We start from the raw sequence: 17,858 nt of genomic DNA, 5'->3' as shown, positions 1-17,858 counted from the left end.
AAATCACCATCTCCGACTTCTAGGGATTTACTTCCACTGCCGCCCATGCACTGATTCGATGACCAATTCCAGCCCTCAAGACAAGGAGAGGCTAAGGTGATTCTGGCTGTATCGCAACTTCATTCGCGTTTTACGCGAGTCGAGGATCTGACAACTATCCCGTTACAGAAATGACACTGTGTACCGACATGAAAAAAGGCCGGTTGCCCGGCCTTTTTCTTACGCTGCTTCGTCGATCGCCCATTTCCGGAGGATTTTCGCGGCGCGTTCCTCGTTGATCTCGACCATGCGGGACAGCTTGCGTTCCGGGCCTTCCTTGACGCGGCGGTTGAAGTTGCCGTCGTCGTCGCCGAGGCTGAGCAGATCCTCGGTGCTGTCGAAGCCGAAGTCGGATCCGAAGCCGTCCATGAGGGCTCCTCCGGAAGCGCCGGCTGCCGGCGCGAAGTCCGGAAGCTCGAGGCCGGCCGCCTCCGGCGTGGCGTCGCCGAGAACCGAAGAGCTGCCGTTGCCGCTGACGCTGCGCACCAGAGGCCGCAGGCCCATCCAGACCACCACGAAGGCGACCGCGACGAAGGCCAGCGAGTTGATGATGCCGGCCAGGTTGCGGCTCAGCATATCCATGACGCGGACACCGCCGGTGGCGTCTTCGAGCAGCTGGTTCTCGAGGAAGTCCATGGCCGTGACGGTGACGACGTCGCCGCGCTTGGCGTCGATGCCGGACGCCGAAGCGACGATCTTCTGCATTTCCGCAAGATAGGCGTCGATCTTGGCCTGATCGGCCGGCTCGCCGACCATCTTGGCGATGCGGCCCTTATTGACCACCACGGCGATCGAGAGCTTCTCGACCTTGTAGCTGTTGCGGGTCGTCGCCGTCGTCCGGCTGTTGATCTCGTAGTTGGTCTGCTCTTCGCGCTTGTCGGACTTGTCCTGCGATTCAGGCCCGGCCGAACCACCGGCCTCGGGAGCCGCCTGCGGAATATTCTGCTCGACCGTCGTCGCGCTGTCGGACTGCTTCTGCTGCGACTGCTGGGCTTCCTTGGTCGAGCGGACCGAGCGTTCGACCTTGGATTCGGGATCGTAGGTGGTTTCCTGGATCTGCTGGGCGTCAGTGTTGAGATCGGCGGTGACGCTGGAGCGAAAGTTGTCCATGCCGAGGAAGGGGGCCAACGCCTTGTCGATGTTGGATTCGACTTCCTGCTGGACGTTCTGGACGATATTGAGCGATCGGTTCAGCGAGCTGTTGCTAGCTTCGTCGCCGGAAGCGAGCAGCTGACCGGCGGAATCGAGGATGGTCACGTCATCGACGTCAAGCCCCGGCACGGCCGAGGCGACGAGGTGGCGGATCGAGGTCGCAGCACTGCGCCCGGTGGTGGCGCTGGCGCGAATCATGACGGAGGCGGTCGGCTTCTGCTCCGCCTTCCGGAAGTTTCCGACCTCCGGCATGACTATATGCACACGCGCGGCTGTTATGCCCGAGATCGACTGGATGGTGCGGGCGATTTCGCCTTCCAGCGCTCGAACCCGCGTCACCTCCTGCATGAAGGAGGTCAGGCCCAGCGAGCCGACATTGTCGAAGAGTTCGTAACCGGCATTGGCGCTGTTCGGCAGGCCGCGCTCGGCAAGCAACAGGCGGGCCTTGCCCGTCATCCCCGCGGGGACGCTGATGCTGGTACCATCAGTGCCGACCTGGAAATCGACGTTAGCTTCGGCAAGCGCCATGCTGATCTGGTTGAGATCGGGCGAATCCAGACCGACATAGAGCGTTTCCTGTGCCGGCTTGTTGACGAAAAGGGCGGCCGCAAGGACGATTGCGATGGAGACGGCACCGACGCCTCCGAGAATCATCAGGCGTGTTCGGCCAAGGGAACCGAAGTTCTTAAAGATCTGAACTAATTGATTTAACAGATTCATTCTGTTCTCGCACGATTCGTCAAAGACAAAGCAGGCTTATTGCCTCATCTGACGAATAATCGGCGAAACTTGCGCGAGCGTTTCGTAAAGGGGGCGCAGCCCCTGAAGGACTAGAAGAAATCGAAGTCGCCGGCTGCCTTGCTCAGGGGCTGGGAATGGCCGTGGCGTGTGGCGCCGCCCAATGCTTTCTGCATCTCCGCCAGTTTTACGAGGCTGAGCGCGGTCGCAACGTCGACGGCCCAGCCGTGCGGGATTTCGCCGGTGATGGTGTCGATGAACTCGGCAAGGCCGCGCGATTTCTGCACGGCGAGATCGATGCCCTGCATGACTTTCATGGCATCCGGCGAATTCAGGATTTCGGCGCCGCCGAGATCGAGAAGCTGCGGCTCGATGCGCTCGATGAGATAGGCAACGTCGTGCAGTTCGGAAACGATGCGCATCAGGATGTCGCTCAACGCTTCAACTGGCGCAGGCGGCTCCATCACCGAATTAAATGTCATATAAAAATCCTCGCCATCAAAAAAATTCGATACTGGTTTCGACGGGCTTCGGCGGAGCGGCAGGGCGCTGCTCGAGAGCGACGGTTCTCTGCGTTTCGGCGCCGGTCAGGGGGTATTGCCGGGCACGGCCGGAGACGGGCCAAAATTCAAGCTTGCGTCCATGATCTCCGCCTGTGGAGGAGCCGACCACCGGAATGCCTTCATCCCGCAGGAACTGCATGGCGAAGGCCGCGTTCTGCTCACCGACATTGGAGAATGTCGAGATCGTCTTCGCACCGCCGAAGATCTTGGCCTCCAGCCGGTCGCGCCGGGCGCCCTGCTTCAGGAGACCGTTGATCAGCAGCTCCATCAGATGCACGCCGTAGCGCGTGGCATCGCCGCCTGACGTCGGCGAGGTCGCCGAGCCCGGCAGCAAGAAGTGGTTCATGCCGCCGATACCGGCGACAGGGTCTCTGAGGCACGCAGCCACGCACGAGCCGAGAATGGTCGAGAGGACCGCATTCGGATCGCTCAGAACCTTGTACTCGCCCTGAATGATGTGCACGCGGCGGGCTGCCCCCTCAGTCATCATTTCAAGGCTCCAAACACGGCTTCGATGGCCGCTTTCATCTTCTCGATCGTGAACGGCTTGGCGAGCACGTTGTTGGCGCCGAGCTGGGCTGCCTTCTGCACCAATGCGCGGTCGCCCTGGGCGGTGAGGATGATGAAGGCCGCCTTTTTGGTGTTCGGGTTGGTGCGCACGGCCTGAAGGAAGCCGATGCCATCCATCTTCGGCATGTTGAAGTCCGAGATCACCAGGTGGTGCGGCTGCTCGGCCATGATCCTCATGCCCTGCTCGCCGTCGCCTGCAGACGTGATCTGCTTGAAACCGAGCTGGGTCAGCGCGTCGCTGAGCAGCAACCGGCTCGTTACCTGATCGTCGACGATCAGAACTTTGATTTTCTCCGCGATCGACATTTTATTCGGTCCCTTCCTTTCGGGCGGCTGTCATTTTCAATATTTCTTCACCGATGGCAGACAGGGGCAACTGCTGCTCCACGGCGCCAAGTTCATGAGCAACCCTTGGCATTCCGTAAACGACACAGGTTTTTTCGTTCTGGCCGAGTGTTCTGGCGCCGGCGTGGCGCATTTTCAACAATCCGGCGGCGCCATCGCGGCCCATTCCGGTCAAGATCACGCCGACGGCGTTGCGGCCAGCCAGCTCGGCGACCGAATCGAAGAGGACGTCCACCGATGGGCGGTGACCGTTGACCGGCGCCCGGTCGACGAGACGGCAGCACGGCGCCGAGGCGTTGCTGACCTGGAGATGACGCTCGCCGCCCGGCGCCAGATAGATTTTGCCGATTTCGAGGCGGGCACCATCGGTCGCTTCCTGCACCACCGGCGCACAGAGGCGGTTCAACCGTTCGGCGAAGCTCTTGGTGAAGGTCGGCGGCATATGCTGGGTGATGACGGTCGGCGGGCAATTGGCCGGAAACTTCTGCAGCACGGCGATCAGCGCCTCGACGCCGCCTGTGGACGAGCCGATCGCGACAATCTTGCGGCCGACGCGGAAATCGGCGACGGAGGGCGGAGGCGCCGGGGCGGCAACCGGCTGGGAGAACTGGCGCTGTGTGCGGGCGGCGGCCTTGACCTTCTCGGCGAGGTCGCCGAAAGGCCTGAGTTCGCCCGGCGCCGGCTTGCCGACGCAGTCGAACGCGCCGATCTCGAGCGCTGCAAGCGACGCCTCGGCGCCGCGATGGGTCATTGTCGATACCATGATGACGGGCATCGGACGCAGCGTCATGATCTTTTCGAGGAAATCGAGACCGTTCATGTTCGGCATCTCGATGTCGAGCGTCACGACGTCGGGATTGAGCCGCTTGATGGCCTCGCGCGCTTCCAGCGCATCGCCGGCCTGGCCGATGACGTTGACCTCGGGGTCGGAACTCAAGACGGCGGTGATCAGCCCCCGCATCGTCGGGGAGTCGTCAACGACGAGAACCCTTGCCGGAGCGCTCATGCCTTCCTCCCGAGACCTTTGGCCGTATAGCGATAGGTTGTGATGCCGATATTGTCGAAGACGTGTTTCGCCTCGCCGGACACACGCTCGGAATGGCCGATATAGAGATGACCGCCCTCCGGCAGCAGGCCGGCGAAACGCTGCCAGATCTTCATCTGCGTCGGCTCGTCGAAATAGATGACGACGTTACGGCAGAAGATGACGTCGAACTTGCCCTTGAACGGCCATTGCGCCATCAGGTTCAGCTCGTTGTAGGTGATCAGCCGCTTGACGCGGTCGTCGACTTGGAACTTCCTGCGGCCCTGGATCTCGACTTCGCTGAACCATTGCTTGCGCATGGCGGGCGAAACGGTTTCGAGCGCGTTTTCGTCATAGGCGCCAGCCCGGGCGATCGCCAGGATCTTCGGGTCGATGTCGGTCGCCAGGATCTTGAAGTCGTAATCGGCGACATTCGGCATCAGCGACAGAACGGTCAGCGCGATCGAATAGGGTTCCTGCCCGTCGGAGGAAGCGGCCGACCAGATGCGCACCCTGCCGCCCGATTTCGCCCGCTGCAGAAGCTCGGGCAGGACATGGTCGCGCAGGTGGTCGAAATGATGGTTTTCGCGGAAGAAGCGGGTAAAATTGGTCGTCAGATGCGACAGCATCTCGCGGCGCGGCGCCGCACCCGCCGGAGAAGCGACGAGCTCGCAATATTCCCGGAAGCCGGACAGGCCGAGATTGCGGATATGCTTCGACAGGCGCGAATAGACCAGAGACGCCTTCGTCTCGTTGAGGAAGATGCCGGCATCCGAATAGATCATCGCGGCGATCTCCGTGAGGTCGCGGCGCGTCAGCGGATATTCTCCGCTCGCCAAGACCTCGTCGGATCCCTGTCTCTGATCTTTTGCGCCCATTGCGTTCATGCGGCTTCGCTTTCGGTCTCGGGAAAGAGGGATTCGAGTTCGATCAGGCAGATCATACGCTTGTCGATGGCAAGAATGCCGCGGGCAAATTGACGTTCGAGCTCGGTGGAAATCTCGGGCGTCGGCTGGATGGTTTCGTCGGTCACCGTCAGGATATCGGACACGGCGTCGACCAGGAGGCCGACGACCTTGCGCCGCACCTGGGCGACGATGATGACATGACGGGCCGTCGGGTCGGCCGGCTTCATGCCGAGCCGGGCGGCAAGGTCGATGATCGGCAGCACCGCACCGCGCAGGTTGATGACACCGAGCATATAACCAGGCGAGTGCGGCATCGTGGTCGCCGGGGTCCAGCCCCGGATCTCACGAACCGACATGATGTTCACGCAAAATTCCTGATCCCCGATGCGGAACGCGATCAGCTCGCGATCCCCCTCGTTCAGATTTTTTACGGCGTACGACATTCCCTTACCCTACCGCTGCTAACGACATTTCTGCTTTGAGCGACTGGCCGCGCGAGGCGCCGACAACCGCGTCGACATCGAGAATGAGAGCGACGCGCCCGTCGCCGAGAATGGTGGCGGCGGCAATGCCCGGCACATGGGTGTAGTTGGCTTCCAGGCTCTTGATGACCACCTGGCGCTGGCCCTGGATGGCATCGACCATCAGGGCGCGCTGGCCGCCGCCTTCGGATTCCACCAGAAGCGCCACGCCCTCGACCGGGTTGGCCTGGGTCGCGCGGAAGTTCAGGATGCGGCCGACATCGACCAGCGGGCAGAAGCTGTTGCGGATCGAGATCAGCCGGTGGTTCGCACCGAAGGAGTGGATCGCCGAGGCTTCCGGCTGCAGGGTTTCGACGATCGCGGTCAGCGGCACGACCAGCGTCTGGCCGGCGACGGTGACCACCATGCCGTCGAGGACGGCGAGCGTCAGCGGCAGGCTCATAGTGAAGACCGAGCCGTGGCCGGGCTTCGAGGTGATGTTGATGCGGCCGCCGAGCGCCTGGATCGAACGCTTGACGACGTCCATGCCGACGCCGCGGCCGGAGATGTCGGAGATCTTGTCGGCCGTCGAGAAGCCCGGCAGGAAGATTAGGTTGTCGATCTCCTCGTCCGACAGGTTGGAATCGGCCGGGATGAGGTCGTTGTCTATCGCCTTCTGGCGGACCTTCTCGCGATTGATGCCGGCGCCGTCGTCGGCAAGCTCGATCAGGATGCGTCCTGAACGGTGCTTGGCGGTCAGGCGGACCGTGCCTTCGGTGTTCTTGCCGGCGGCGGCGCGCTTTTCAGGCGTTTCAATGCCGTGGTCGACGGCATTGCGGATCATGTGGGTCAGCGGCTCGGCCAGCTTGTCGATGACCGTCTTGTCGACTTCGGTGTTTTCACCTTCGGTGATCAGACGGATCGACTTGCCGGTCATGTCGGCGATTTCGCGGACGATACGCGACATGCGCTGGAACACCGGCTTCACCGGCTGGGCGCGGATCGCCATGACCGAGTCCTGGATCTCGCGGGTGAGCTGCTGCAGCTCTTCCAGGCCCATATTGATCGAGGAGGTGCCGGTCGTGTCGTTCTCGATGACGCTCTGCGACAGCATCGCCTGGTTGATGACCAGCTCGCCGACGAGGTTGATCAGGCGGTCGACGCGGTCGAGATCGACGCGGATCGTCTGGCCGGCGCCGGCGGCATTGTTCTGGGCGGCTGCGGCACTTGCAGCGGCGGCTGCGGCGGCTGCCGATTCCTTCTTTTCGACGCGGGCGGCAGCGGCTGCCATCTGCGTTACGTTGGAGGCGGTTTCGGCAGCGGCAACAGCGGCGGCGGCCTCGGCTGCGGCAGTGCCGGAAACGTCTTCGGCAGCACCTGCTTCGTCCAGGATCGACAGATCGAAGGGAACCGGCACCATCGGCAGTTCGTCGTTGCTGGTCGCCTCAGCCCTTGCTTCCTCGACCGGCTTCACCGTCAATTCGCAATCCCATTCGGCGAATTCGAAGACGGTGCGAATGGCGTCCTCGCCCTTGTCCGTCTTGATCGTGATATTCCAGAAGAAATAAGCGCCTTCCGGATCGAGCTCATCGAGGCCCGGCAGTTCATCGCTATTGCAAAAGATGGTCATCTCGCCGAGGCGCGAAAGGTCGCGCAGCAGCAGCGTGGCGTCATTGCCCTTGGAATAGAGTTCGTAGCGCGGCTTGAAGATGATTTCATAGGCCGGCATGCCGGAGCCCGCGTCGCCTTCGCCGCCAAAATCGTCGAAGGAAAAGGGGACCGGCTGGAAGCCGCTGTCGTCGGTCGGCTTGGGAGCCGGCGCCGGAGCGGCGGCTACGGGCTTTGCGGCGGCCTTGGGCGCCGGAGCCTCGGCGGCTGCCGAGGGAGACGGCAATTCGCCATTGGCCAGCGCCTCGAGCTCCTTGACGAGACCGCGGCTGCGGCTTTCATCGACGCTGCCGCCGTCGCGCGCAGCATTCGTCAGGTCGGCGAGCACGTCGGCCGACTTCAGCATCACCTTCAGGACGTCCTGGGTCGGCTCGAGCTTATTGGATCGAACGCAATCGAGAGTGGTCTCGAAAACATGGGCGAAGGCGACCAGATCATCAAGGCCGAAGGCGCCGGCGCCACCCTTGATCGAATGCACGGCACGGAACACCGCATTGACGGTTTCCGGATCGCGATCGCCATCATTCATTTTCAGAAGACCGGATTCCAGCTCGGCGAGCTGTTCCTCGCACTCCTGGAAAAAGATCTCTTTGATTTCGTTCATATCCATAGGAGAAAATCCTGATTTAAGCGGTTACACGCTCAATGGCATCGATCAGCTTGGCCGGGTCGAAAGGCTTGACGATCCAGCCGGTGGCGCCAGCCTGGCGGGCGCGGTTCTTCTTTTCCGCGTCGCTTTCGGTGGTCAGGACCAGGATCGGGATCGCCCGATATTTCTCGTTGCGGCGGACACCTTCGATGAAGCCGAAGCCGTCGAGGCGCGGCATGTTGATGTCGGTCACGATGACGTCAGGATTGGACTCTTCGAGAACCTCGAGACCCTCGACGCCGTCTTCCGCCTGGATCGTCTCGAAGCCGGCATTGTTGAGCGTCACGAGAAGCATGTTTCGGATGGTGCGGGAATCATCCACGGTAAGAACTTTTTTCTTCATTGCCGAATCTCCTTGGCAAGCAGGTGATCAATATTGACGCCCACCAGCTGCATGGTTTTCTGAAATGCGTCGGACACCTTGGAAAAGGTGAATGGCTGCTTGTCCTGCTCCCAGGTCTTCTCGGCGGACATCAGAACCTGGGCGCACAGGGCACCGATCCGTTCGACGCCGGAAGCGTCTATCGACAGACCGCTACCCCGAAGAGAGAGGAGTTTATCGCGCAAGGCGGAAGCCTCGTTGAGGTCGAGCACCGCTGTCAGATCCAGCGTCTTGCCACTCTTCTTTGCTACCATCAGCTTTTCCTTGTCCCCTTGTCCCCGGCTCGAGAAGACGAGCTGCGGCAATCATCCGATAGGTTAGTAAACATTCCGCCCACCTCCGACGCTTGCGAAGGGCTGCGGAAGGCTAAAATCATCATTTTCGTATTCGTCCTCGGCCACAGCCGGACGGGCGGCGGCTTCGATGGCGCGCGGCGGCGTCACGCGAACCGGCGCCGGGCGCCCGGCATTGGCGTTTTCCCGGGCGATGCGGAATTCGCGAATCGTCTGGCCGAGCTCGACAATGACCGTATGGAGGTGGTCGGCACCTTCGGCCGAGCGCTCCGCAAGGCCGGCGCTGCCTGCCACTTCGCCGCCCAGGCCCTTGACGTCGGAAGTCACGCTATCGAGGCTTGATGCATGTTCGCCGGTGCGGGTGGCGATGCCCGATATGGCGGCATTGATGTCGGTGACCTGGCGCACGATGCTGCCGATCGAATCCTGTGTGCGGCCGACCATCTGCACCCCGGCATCGACCTGCGCCTTGGTGGTCGTCACCAGCGTCTTGATCTCGCGGGCGGCCTCGGCCGAACGCTGGGCGAGCGCGCGGACCTCCTGGGCGACAACGGCAAAACCGCGGCCGGAATCGCCGGCGCGAGCGGCCTCGATGCCGGCATTCAGCGCCAGCAGATTGGTCTGGAAGGCGATCTCGTCGATCGTGCCGATGATCTGGCCGATCTTTTCGGCCGACTGCTCGATATCGGCCATGGCGCTGATCGCGCGGCCGACGACCTCACCGCTTTCCTCGACGGCGGCGCGCGTCGAGGCGGCGGCCTGCTCGGCGGCGCGGCTGTCGGCAGCGCCATCGCGAACGCTGGCGGCGATGCCGGCAAGCGCGGCGGCGGAAAGCTGCAGCCGGTCGGCCTGGCCCGACGCCGTGCCGGCGAACTGCCTGGACAGGCCGGCAAGCGAACCGGTCGCCGCTTCGGCCTTCAGCGTGCGTTCGGTGATGGCAGCAAACTCTGCCTGGAGGCCATCCAAGGCGCCGTTCAGCGCGGCCGCAGTCGCCGCATGGGCGCCGTCGACGGGGGCGCGCCGCGTCAGGTCGCGGGCGGAAAGGCCTTCGATGACATCGCCGAAGATCCTGAGGATCTCGGCCTCGTGGTCGGCGCGCTGATCGGCGAGCGCACGGCTCTGGGCGGCGCGCTGAGCATTGAAGCGCAGCGAGACGGCGATTTCCACATCGACCATGACGAGGCGGATGATCGCCGTCATCAGATCGGATATTTCGCGGGTGCGACGCTTGGCCGACGGCAGCAGCGGACGACCGGCAATTTCCTCGGCGAGACCGGCAACGACATGCTCCAGCATGACGCCGTGGCCGGCGACGTGCCAGCGCGGATCGAGGCCGATCTTGCTTTCGGTATCGGAGAGAACCTTGACGCGCTCGGCATAGAGGCTGTCGAACCGGGCATCCGTCAGCACGTCCCAATGCGAGGACTGCAGATCATGCAGGCGCTCGACCTGGCGCTCGCTGTCGAAATTGCGGGCGGCGTCGGGGAATGACTGGAATCTGTGGAAGAGATCTCTGAGGCCTGCCTTCAGATGCGCTTCGAGGGCCGGCCGGTTGCGGCGCACCAGCTCGCACTGGTCGGCATCGAGGCCGGCAAAGCGCAGGCGGTCGCGCAAGCTGCCTGCCTGCGCTCCACGAGCCTGATCTGATGGCATATCCTGCCTCAACGCCTGTCCCCGACCCACTGTCCAGGCGAATGCCTGGTTAAAAACTTTCGCAGCATCCAGAGAAACGCAAAGCCTCGAGACGGTTCTCACCACCGGTTAAAACCGGCGGGTCGAAGCCCCCTGATCAGCTATGTTTCGGAGCTGTCTGAAGAGATGGATACCGGATCAACCCGGTACGGCGGGACGGCGTCATGCCTGGTGGGAACGAGTGCATCTTCCCATTCCGACGTGTAAACCAATGTTTATGGTTAATTCCTTGCTTGAAGGTTAATAAGCCCTTCGCATTGCCGGCTTTTGAAGCAATTCAAGGCCGTTGGCAGCAAATAGTGCGGCGGAGTTGCACGGCTGCTACAAGGCACACGCAAGCTCCGTGTTATAGGCCGGTCGATAACCAAGACATGACGTCGACAAGGACAGAGCAATGATTGTTCTCGGATTGGGTGCCTGCTTGATTGCAATGACGCTGCTTGCCGCCGTCGCCCGCCTCGATTCTCTCGCCGCAAACCGCGATATCAGCGCGCTTCGGGTTTTCTAAAACCCGCACCTGCCCGTTGGCAGTCCGGCACCTTTGGTGTATCGCACTGGCGCCTTTCATGTCAGCGGAACACGTGGTTCATGTCCCCCAGATCTGGTCTTCTCATCGTTCTCGGCTTCACGCTCTGGCGCGTCGTCACGCTAGCTTTCGATCGGACGGACCTTTTCGTCGATGAGGCGCAGTACTGGTTCTGGGCGCAGAATCTCGATCTCGGCTATTATTCCAAGCCGCCGATGATCGCCTGGGTGATCCGTGGAATGACCGAGCTTTCCGGCTCCAACGCCATCTACTGGATCAGGCTCTCTGGGCCGCTCATCCACATGGCGGCGGCACTGGTTTTGATGAAGGTTGCAAAGCGTTTTGTCGGCCCGGAGATCGAAGGCTGGACGGGCGCCGCCTATATTACCCTCCCGGGTGTGGCGCTTTCCTCGGTGTTCTTCTCGACCGATGTCATCCTGCTGTTCTTCATCGCGATCACCCTGCTTGCCTATTTCGGCCTGACACAGCGGCGCTCGCTCGGGCTGGCGCTGGTCATGGGCCTCGGCGTCGGCCTCGCCTTCCTGACGAAATATGCCGTGCTGTTCGTCGTTCCGGGCGGGGCGCTTGCCCTCCTCCTCATTCCGGCGGCGCGTATCGCCATCCGGGATTTCATCATCGCGGTCGCGGTCGCGGCGGTCGTCGCCCTGCCGAACCTCTGGTGGAACCTGCAGCACAACAATACGACGGTGCGGCATACGCAGGACATCGCCCATTGGAGCGATCTCGGCATCAATCTCCGTCGCGGGCTTGAATTCTTCTCCGCCCAGTTCGGCGTCGTCGGGCCGATCATCTTTTTTGCGATGCTCTGGGCGGTCTATCGCATGATCAGGGGCAGGAGCGACGACCGGGAAAAGATGCTGGTCTGGCTGTCGATGCCGGTGGTGGTGTTGATTACACTGCAGGCAACGGTCGCCAAGGCCTATGCCAACTGGGCCGTGACCGCCTATGTCGCCGGCACCATCCTTGCCGTCTGGCTGCTTTACCGGATGTGGCCGACGGGCCAGCGGCTGTCGCTCGGCATCAACGGCATCGCCAGCCTGCTCTTTCCGCTGGCGACGATCTTTCCGCAGCAATTGCTGCTGCCGAACGGCGACGAAGTGATGAAGCGCTATCTCGGCCGCGCCGAGGTCAGCCGCGAGACCGCCGCACTCGCAGCTCAGGCCGGCACCGACATCATCGTCACCGACGATCGCGACATGGTCGCCGATCTTTTCTATACGCTGCGCGATGCCTCCTACAGGATCTATGCGCGGGCCCCCGCCGGCCTTCCGGAGAGCTACTACGAACAGGAATTCGCGTTGCCGGCCGACATCCCTGGCAAGGTGCTTTACCTGACGATCGGGCCCTTGAGCTGCGCCTCCGAGACGCCCGAGGTAGTGAAGAACTGGCAGCCGACCGAGGGCTATTACAAGGGCAAGTCGCTCTCCGTCTACAAGGTCTCCGCCGCCTGCCTGGCGCCCTGAGCCAATCGATTCCGGTCTAGGGAATTATGCCGCGGGCAGGCAGAGGCCGGTGCCGGCCCCTTCGATCTCGACGAATCTGACGCCGCCTTCCTCGAAGGCGAGGCGCAGCTGTGCCTCCGTCGCGCGGTGGATGTCGTGGTGGCGCCCCTCATAATCGCGGATGGTGCTGCGGGAAACGGCAGCCCTTTCGGCAAGATCGGTCTGGGTCCAGTCGAGCAGGCCGCGCGCCGCCCGGCAGAGAGCCGGGGTAAGAATTGTTTCCCTTGCGCCTTGACCCATGATTACAACTTGCCCATATTGGTCGATATAAACCATATATGTCACATTACAAACGGGATTTCCAGATCGGGAGACAGCAATGCCGCACGATACGCCCTTGATTTCGACAATCGTCGGCGGCCTCGTGCTGGCTTTCATCTTCGGCGCGTTTGCCCATCGGCTGCGCATGCCGCCGCTGGTGGGCTATCTGATTGCCGGCGTTCTGGTGGGGCCGCATACGCCGGGTTATGTGGCGGACCAGAGCCTGGCGCCGGAACTTGCCGAAATCGGCGTCATCCTGCTGATGTTCGGCGTCGGGCTGCATTTCTCGCTCAAGGACCTGCTGTCGGTGCGCGGCATCGCCGTGCCGGGCGCAATCGCCCAGATCGCCTTTGCGACACTGCTCGGCTGGGGGCTCGGCGCCTTCCTGGGCTGGCCGACCGGCGGCAGCCTGGTCTTCGGCCTGGCGCTTTCGGTCGCTTCCACAGTGGTGCTGTTGAAAGCGCTGCAGGAGAGGCGCCTGGTCGAGACGGAGCGCGGCAGGATCGCCGTCGGCTGGCTGATCGTCGAGGATCTCGCCATGGTGCTGGCGCTGGTGCTGATCCCGGCCGCAGCCAGCATCGGCGGTGAGGGTCACGCGCCGGTCGAGCCGCTCTCGGCCGGGCTGAACCGCCTGTTCGGGCTCGATCTCGGCATCGGCGGCATGATCGCCATGACGCTGGTGAAGGTGGCGCTGTTCGTGGCGCTGATGCTGGTCTTCGGCCGCAAGCTCATTCCCTGGACGATGCACCGCATCGCCCATACCGGGTCGCGCGAACTCTTCCGGCTCGGCGTGCTGGCGATCGCGCTCGGCGTCGCTTTCGGCGCGGCCAAGCTTTTCGGCGTGTCGCTGGCGCTCGGCGCCTTCTTTGCCGGCATGGTGCTTGCCGAAAGCGAGCTCAGCCATCGCGCCGCCCAGGAAAGCCTGCCGTTGCGCGACGCCTTCGCCGTGCTCTTCTTCGTCTCGGTCGGCATGTTGTTCGATCCGAACATCCTGATCGACAGACCGCTGCCGATCCTCGCCACCATCTTCATCATCGTCATCGGCAAATCGGTCGCCGCCCTGCTGATCGTGCTCGCCTTCAAGAAGCCGCTCGGCACGGCGCTGACGATTTCGGCGAGCCTCGGCCAGATCGGCGAATTCTCCTTCATCCTCGCCGCCCTCGGCGTCGAACTCGGGCTGCTGCCGGAGGAAGGCCGCGACCTGATCCTGGCCGGCGCCATCATCTCGATCATCCTCAATCCGCTGCTGTTCTTCCTCTGCGACCGCATGCGGCCGATGCTAGAAGGCGCAAAACGAGAGGAAGCCGTGGTGGAATCCGCCCCCTCCCCGGATGCGGCGGCCGCTCATGAAGAGGTGCCGCCCGAAGACGACGAGGTACACCCGACGGCTCTCCGCGGCCACGCCATTCTCGTCGGCTACGGGCGGGTCGGCAGCATCGTCGGACAGAATCTCAAATCGTCAGCCACACCTTTTCTCGTCATCGAGGATTCCGACAAGCGCATCGGCGAACTGAGGGCGCAAGGGGTCGAAACCCTGATGGGCAACGCGGTGATGCGGGAAACGCTCGACCTCGCCAATCTTTCCGGCGCCCGCAGCATTGCCATCGCCATCCCGAATGCCTTCGAGGCCTGCCGCATCGCCGAGCAGGCGCGCAGCGTCAACCCGTCGATCCTCATCGTCGCCCGCGCTCATTCCGATGCCGAGGTCGATGAATTGAAGCACTACGGCGCCGACACCGTCATCATGGGCGAGCGTGAAATCGCGCTTGGCATGGTTGACCGGCTCGCCCAAGTGCATCATGACAGTGTGCCCTATGAAGACGGGCATGGGCCTGATACAATTATGACGGCGGATGAGCCTCCGCCGCCAAAAGAATGAGAGATTGGCACGCTTTTGAGCCGATACGGGAGTGACATCGCCGGGACGGAGAAGGTGGAGCTGGACCAGCACCATCTGACCAGCCGTGTCGCCGCTTCCCTGCTTGTCGCCATCCTTGCCTATATCGGCCTGCTCGTCGGCGGTAATCTGGTCATTTCGCCGGCCGCCGCCGTCAATACGCTTTCCTCTTCCGGCCGGGATCCGCAGCCGCCGCAGCTGACCGCCCGCGATGCCGTGCGCGGCGTGCTTGCCACCGAGCGCAGGCTTGCGCCGAAGCAGGCGGCCCATGACGGCGGATCGCCCGCCCTTGCCGCGGCCCCGGTTGTCGATCTCGCCGGCTGGACCATATCAGCCGCCTTTCCGGCATTTGATGCTCCGCGTCATGCCGCAGTCTCCAGGACCCATCAGCCGCGCGGACCGCCGGCTGCTGCCTGACGTTTGCGCCGAGGCGCTTCCGACATCTGACGACATGCCGCCAGCGCCCGAGCGCCGGCCCTCGATTATCTAAGGAATACAACATGCGTACTTCACCATGGCTGGTGTTCACCTATACGGTGATCATCCTACTCGGCCTATTGATCGCTTTGCCGAACGTCCTGCCGCAATCCGTCCTTCAGCGCGTGCCGGCATGGCTTCCGCATGAACAGGTGTCGCTCGGCCTCGATCTTCGCGGCGGCTCGCATCTCGTTCTGGAGGTCGACGAGGCGGATCTGACCAAGGAGCGGCTGCAATCGCTGCTTCAGGACGCGCGCCGCGTGCTGCGCGAAAAGGGCATCCAGCCGAAGGCCGTCGTGCGCAGCCAGAACCAGATCGTCGTGACGCTCGCCGATGCCACGCAGAGCGATGCTGCCGTCACCGACCTCAAGACGCTCGCCAACCCGATCAGCACAGGCCTCAGCGCCGGCCAGTCGGATCTTGATGTCCTGGCGAACGGAGCGACCATCACCATCGGCTTCTCCAAGGCCGGCATCTCCGCCAATGTCGACAACGCCGTCCAGCAGAGCCTTGAAGTCATCCGCCAGCGCGTCGACCAGGTCGGCGTTTCCGAGCCGACCATTCAGCGCATCGGCGCCAATCGCGTGCTCGTGCAGCTGCCCGGCGCACAGGATCCGACGCGGCTGCGCCAGCTTCTCGGCTCCACGGCGAAGATGTCGTTCCATATGCTGTCGCCGAACAACCAGCCCGGCCCCGGCGTGACCATGCTGAAGGACGATGAAGGCCGGACCTATCCGGTGCTTGACCGCGTCGAACTCTCCGGCGACCGGCTTTCCGACGCCCGCGTCAGCTTCGACCCGAACACGCATGAGCCGATCGTCAGCTTCCGCTTCGACAGCGCCGGCGCTAGCCGCTTTGCCGATATAACCCGCCAGAATGTCGGCAATCCCTTCGCCATCGTCCTCGACGACAAGGTGCTGAGCGCGCCCGTCATCCGCGAGCCGATCACCGGCGGTTCCGGCCAGATCTCCGGCAACTTCTCGGCCGACAGCGCCACGACGCTTGCCGCCATGCTGCGCGCCGGCGCCCTGCCCGCCAAGCTGACAGTCATCGAGGAACGCACCGTCGGCGCCGACCTTGGCGCCGACGCCATCAAGATGGGTATCTATTCCGGCATCGTCGGCTTTATCCTCGTTGCAGTCTTCATTTTCGTTCTCTATGGCACCTGGGGTGTGCTGGCGAATATCGCGCTCTTGATCCACACGATCCTGACCTTCTCGGCCCTGACGCTGGTCGGTGCGACGCTGACGCTGCCGGGCATTGCCGGTGTCGTTCTCGGCATCGGCCTTGCGGTCGATGCGAACGTCCTCATCAACGAGCGTATTCGTGAAGAGACCCGCAAGGGCAAGGGCGCCTTTGCCTCCATCGATACCGGCTTCAATCGCGCCTATTCGACCATCATCGACGGCAATATGACCGCCCTGATCGCTGCGGCCATCCTGTTCTTTTTCGGTTCCGGCCCGGTTCGCGGCTTTGCCGTGACCATGGCGCTCGGCCTGATCATCTCGATGTTCACTTCGGTCGCCTTCGTTCGCGTTGCGATGATCGAGATCACCCGCCGCCGCAAGTTCAAGGTGCTGAACATCCGGCCGTTGATCCCATTCAGCCCCTATGACAAGCACATCGAATTCATGAAGGCGCGCTTCTTCGGCGTCACCGTTTCGGCGCTGCTTTCGATCGCCTCCGTCGTGCTCTTCATTCACCCCGGCCTCAACTACGGCGTCGATTTCCGCGGCGGCATCCAGATGTCCGTCAAGACCCAAGGGGTCGCCGATCTGGCGAAGTTCCGCGAAGGTCTTGATAGTCTCGGCCTCGGCGAAATCACACTGCAGTCCTTCGGCGACAAAAGCAGCATTCTCGTTCGCGCCCAGCGGCAGGAGGGCGGCGAAGAGGCGCAGACGGCAGCAGTAACCAAGCTGAAGGCCGAAGTCGCCAAGATCGATCCGACCGCCACGGTCGAAGGCACGGATGTCATCGGCCCGAAGGTCAGCGGCGAGCTTGCTTGGGCCGGCATCCTGTCGGTGGTGATCGCCAGCCTGGCGATGCTCATCTATATCTGGGTGCGGTTCGAATGGCCGTTTGCCGTCGGCGCCATCGTCACGCTGGTCCTCGACGTCACCAAGGCGATCGGCTTCTTTGCGATCACCGGCCTCGACTTCAACCTGACGGCCATCGCCGCCATCCTGACGCTCGTCGGTTACTCGGTGAACGACAAGGTCGTCGTCTATGACCGCATGCGTGAAAACATGCGGCTCTACAAGTCGATGCCGCTGCGCGAGATCATCGACAAGTCGATCAACGAGACCCTGGCACGAAGCCTCTACACCAATGCGACGGCCTTCCTCGCCCTGGTGCCGATGGCGATCTGGGGCGGCAGCGCCGTCTCGAGCTTCGCAATCCCGATGGTCTTCGGCATTCTCGTGGCCGGCGCCTCGTCGATCTTCATCGCGGCACCGATCCTGCTCTTCCTCGGCGACTGGCGCCGCCGCCATGCCAAGGCGGCAGCGGCAACCGATGGCGCCGTCGAAATCATCCCGCCGGAACAGGGTCGCCCGCGCAAGTCGGCGAGCTAAAATCCGCCTGATGACGCATCCTTGAAGAGGGCGCCGGTTGCAGAGCCGGCGCCCTCTTTCTATTGTCGATGACTGCAAGGATAAAATCCTGCAGCGATTCAAAGGATTACCGCGTCC

General features: G+C 62.8%; 16 protein-coding genes. 4 read left to right on the top strand and 12 right to left on the bottom strand.

The window, feature by feature from the left end:
* Nucleotides 1-219 precede the first annotated feature (219 nt).
* The 11 genes from fliF to CO657_RS01550 form a co-directional block, all read right to left on the bottom strand.
* A complete protein-coding gene (fliF, locus tag CO657_RS01600; RefSeq protein ID WP_003588571.1) occupies nucleotides 220-1,911 on the bottom strand; it encodes a flagellar basal-body MS-ring/collar protein FliF in 1,692 nt (563 codons plus the stop codon).
* A gap of 110 nt (nucleotides 1,912-2,021) precedes the next feature.
* Nucleotides 2,022-2,411, bottom strand: a complete 390-nt coding sequence (gene cheT, locus CO657_RS01595; protein WP_003588573.1) for a chemotaxis protein CheT — start codon at nucleotides 2,409-2,411, stop codon at nucleotides 2,022-2,024.
* Nucleotides 2,412-2,427: 16 nt separating this feature from the next.
* Nucleotides 2,428-2,982: a chemoreceptor glutamine deamidase CheD gene (gene cheD, locus CO657_RS01590; protein ID WP_003588575.1), complete on the bottom strand. Its 555-nt coding sequence runs from the start codon at nucleotides 2,980-2,982 to the stop codon at nucleotides 2,428-2,430.
* Nucleotides 2,979-3,368 carry a response regulator gene (locus CO657_RS01585; RefSeq protein ID WP_054183730.1) on the bottom strand — a complete coding sequence of 130 codons (390 nt, stop codon included), beginning with the start codon at nucleotides 3,366-3,368 and terminating at the stop codon, nucleotides 2,979-2,981. The genes cheD and CO657_RS01585 overlap by 4 nt, the downstream gene beginning before the upstream one ends.
* Before the next feature lies 1 nt (nucleotide 3,369).
* Nucleotides 3,370-4,413 (bottom strand): protein-glutamate O-methylesterase CheB, encoded by a 1,044-nt coding sequence (gene cheB, locus CO657_RS01580; RefSeq protein ID WP_003588577.1) that lies wholly within the window; start codon nucleotides 4,411-4,413, stop codon nucleotides 3,370-3,372.
* A complete protein-coding gene (gene cheR / locus CO657_RS01575; protein ID WP_003588579.1) occupies nucleotides 4,410-5,318 on the bottom strand; it encodes a protein-glutamate O-methyltransferase CheR in 909 nt (302 codons plus the stop codon). The genes cheB and cheR overlap by 4 nt, the downstream gene beginning before the upstream one ends.
* Nucleotides 5,315-5,782: a chemotaxis protein CheW gene (locus CO657_RS01570; RefSeq protein ID WP_054183731.1), complete on the bottom strand. Its 468-nt coding sequence runs from the start codon at nucleotides 5,780-5,782 to the stop codon at nucleotides 5,315-5,317. The genes cheR and CO657_RS01570 overlap by 4 nt, the downstream gene beginning before the upstream one ends.
* A 4-nt stretch (nucleotides 5,783-5,786) precedes the next feature.
* Entirely contained in the window at nucleotides 5,787-8,078 is a 2,292-nt protein-coding gene (locus CO657_RS01565) for a chemotaxis protein CheA (RefSeq protein WP_054183732.1), read from the bottom strand.
* 16 nt (nucleotides 8,079-8,094) lie between these two features.
* Complete coding sequence (gene cheY1, locus CO657_RS01560) at nucleotides 8,095-8,460, bottom strand: chemotaxis response regulator CheY1 (protein ID WP_003570362.1); 366 nt, start codon at nucleotides 8,458-8,460, stop codon at nucleotides 8,095-8,097.
* Nucleotides 8,457-8,753 (bottom strand): STAS domain-containing protein, encoded by a 297-nt coding sequence (locus CO657_RS01555; protein WP_003588585.1) that lies wholly within the window; start codon nucleotides 8,751-8,753, stop codon nucleotides 8,457-8,459. Before CO657_RS01555 ends, cheY1 begins: the two co-directional genes overlap by 4 nt.
* 63 nt (nucleotides 8,754-8,816) lie before the next feature.
* Entirely contained in the window at nucleotides 8,817-10,445 is a 1,629-nt protein-coding gene (locus CO657_RS01550) for a globin-coupled sensor protein (RefSeq protein WP_054183733.1), read from the bottom strand.
* A 627-nt stretch (nucleotides 10,446-11,072) separates the two neighbouring features.
* Between CO657_RS01550 and CO657_RS01545 the strand changes: the two genes are divergently transcribed.
* Nucleotides 11,073-12,494 (top strand): ArnT family glycosyltransferase, encoded by a 1,422-nt coding sequence (locus tag CO657_RS01545; protein WP_054183734.1) that lies wholly within the window; start codon nucleotides 11,073-11,075, stop codon nucleotides 12,492-12,494.
* Between the two features lie 24 nt (nucleotides 12,495-12,518).
* Here CO657_RS01545 and CO657_RS01540 read toward each other — a convergent pair whose 3' ends face one another.
* Nucleotides 12,519-12,818 carry a helix-turn-helix transcriptional regulator gene (locus tag CO657_RS01540; RefSeq protein ID WP_179611597.1) on the bottom strand — a complete coding sequence of 100 codons (300 nt, stop codon included), beginning with the start codon at nucleotides 12,816-12,818 and terminating at the stop codon, nucleotides 12,519-12,521.
* Between the two features lie 34 nt (nucleotides 12,819-12,852).
* Between CO657_RS01540 and ybaL the strand changes: the two genes are divergently transcribed.
* From ybaL to secD, 3 genes are all read left to right on the top strand, one after another.
* Nucleotides 12,853-14,673, top strand: a complete 1,821-nt coding sequence (gene ybaL, locus CO657_RS01535; RefSeq protein ID WP_012556587.1) for a YbaL family putative K(+) efflux transporter — start codon at nucleotides 12,853-12,855, stop codon at nucleotides 14,671-14,673.
* Nucleotides 14,674-14,727: 54 nt separating this feature from the next.
* A complete protein-coding gene (locus CO657_RS01530) occupies nucleotides 14,728-15,108 on the top strand; it encodes a hypothetical protein (protein WP_054183735.1) in 381 nt (126 codons plus the stop codon).
* Between the two features lie 83 nt (nucleotides 15,109-15,191).
* Nucleotides 15,192-17,741 (top strand): protein translocase subunit SecD, encoded by a 2,550-nt coding sequence (gene secD, locus CO657_RS01525; RefSeq protein ID WP_054183736.1) that lies wholly within the window; start codon nucleotides 15,192-15,194, stop codon nucleotides 17,739-17,741.
* Nucleotides 17,742-17,858 lie beyond the last annotated feature (117 nt).

The organism is Rhizobium acidisoli (genome assembly GCF_002531755.2).
Classification (GTDB): Bacteria; Pseudomonadota; Alphaproteobacteria; order Rhizobiales; family Rhizobiaceae; genus Rhizobium; species Rhizobium acidisoli.
Note: the sequence above shows the minus strand (reverse complement) of the source record. Positions and strands in the feature narration are given on the sequence as shown.

Coding starts and splice junctions, on each gene's coding strand:
- CO657_RS01570 (WP_054183731.1), bottom strand. CDS start 5,782: ATGTCGTACGCCGTAAAAAATCTGAACGAGGGGGATCGCGAGCTGATC.
- cheR (WP_003588579.1), bottom strand. CDS start 5,318: ATGAACGCAATGGGCGCAAAAGATCAGAGACAGGGATCCGACGAGGTC.
- CO657_RS01565 (WP_054183732.1), bottom strand. CDS start 8,078: ATGGATATGAACGAAATCAAAGAGATCTTTTTCCAGGAGTGCGAGGAA.
- CO657_RS01550 (WP_054183733.1), bottom strand. CDS start 10,445: ATGCCATCAGATCAGGCTCGTGGAGCGCAGGCAGGCAGCTTGCGCGAC.
- cheD (WP_003588575.1), bottom strand. CDS start 2,982: ATGATGACTGAGGGGGCAGCCCGCCGCGTGCACATCATTCAGGGCGAG.
- cheB (WP_003588577.1), bottom strand. CDS start 4,413: ATGAGCGCTCCGGCAAGGGTTCTCGTCGTTGACGACTCCCCGACGATG.
- fliF (WP_003588571.1), bottom strand. CDS start 1,911: ATGAATCTGTTAAATCAATTAGTTCAGATCTTTAAGAACTTCGGTTCC.
- CO657_RS01545 (WP_054183734.1), top strand. CDS start 11,073: ATGTCCCCCAGATCTGGTCTTCTCATCGTTCTCGGCTTCACGCTCTGG.
- ybaL (WP_012556587.1), top strand. CDS start 12,853: ATGCCGCACGATACGCCCTTGATTTCGACAATCGTCGGCGGCCTCGTG.
- cheT (WP_003588573.1), bottom strand. CDS start 2,411: ATGACATTTAATTCGGTGATGGAGCCGCCTGCGCCAGTTGAAGCGTTG.
- CO657_RS01585 (WP_054183730.1), bottom strand. CDS start 3,368: ATGTCGATCGCGGAGAAAATCAAAGTTCTGATCGTCGACGATCAGGTA.
- secD (WP_054183736.1), top strand. CDS start 15,192: ATGCGTACTTCACCATGGCTGGTGTTCACCTATACGGTGATCATCCTA.
- cheY1 (WP_003570362.1), bottom strand. CDS start 8,460: ATGAAGAAAAAAGTTCTTACCGTGGATGATTCCCGCACCATCCGAAAC.
- CO657_RS01555 (WP_003588585.1), bottom strand. CDS start 8,753: ATGGTAGCAAAGAAGAGTGGCAAGACGCTGGATCTGACAGCGGTGCTC.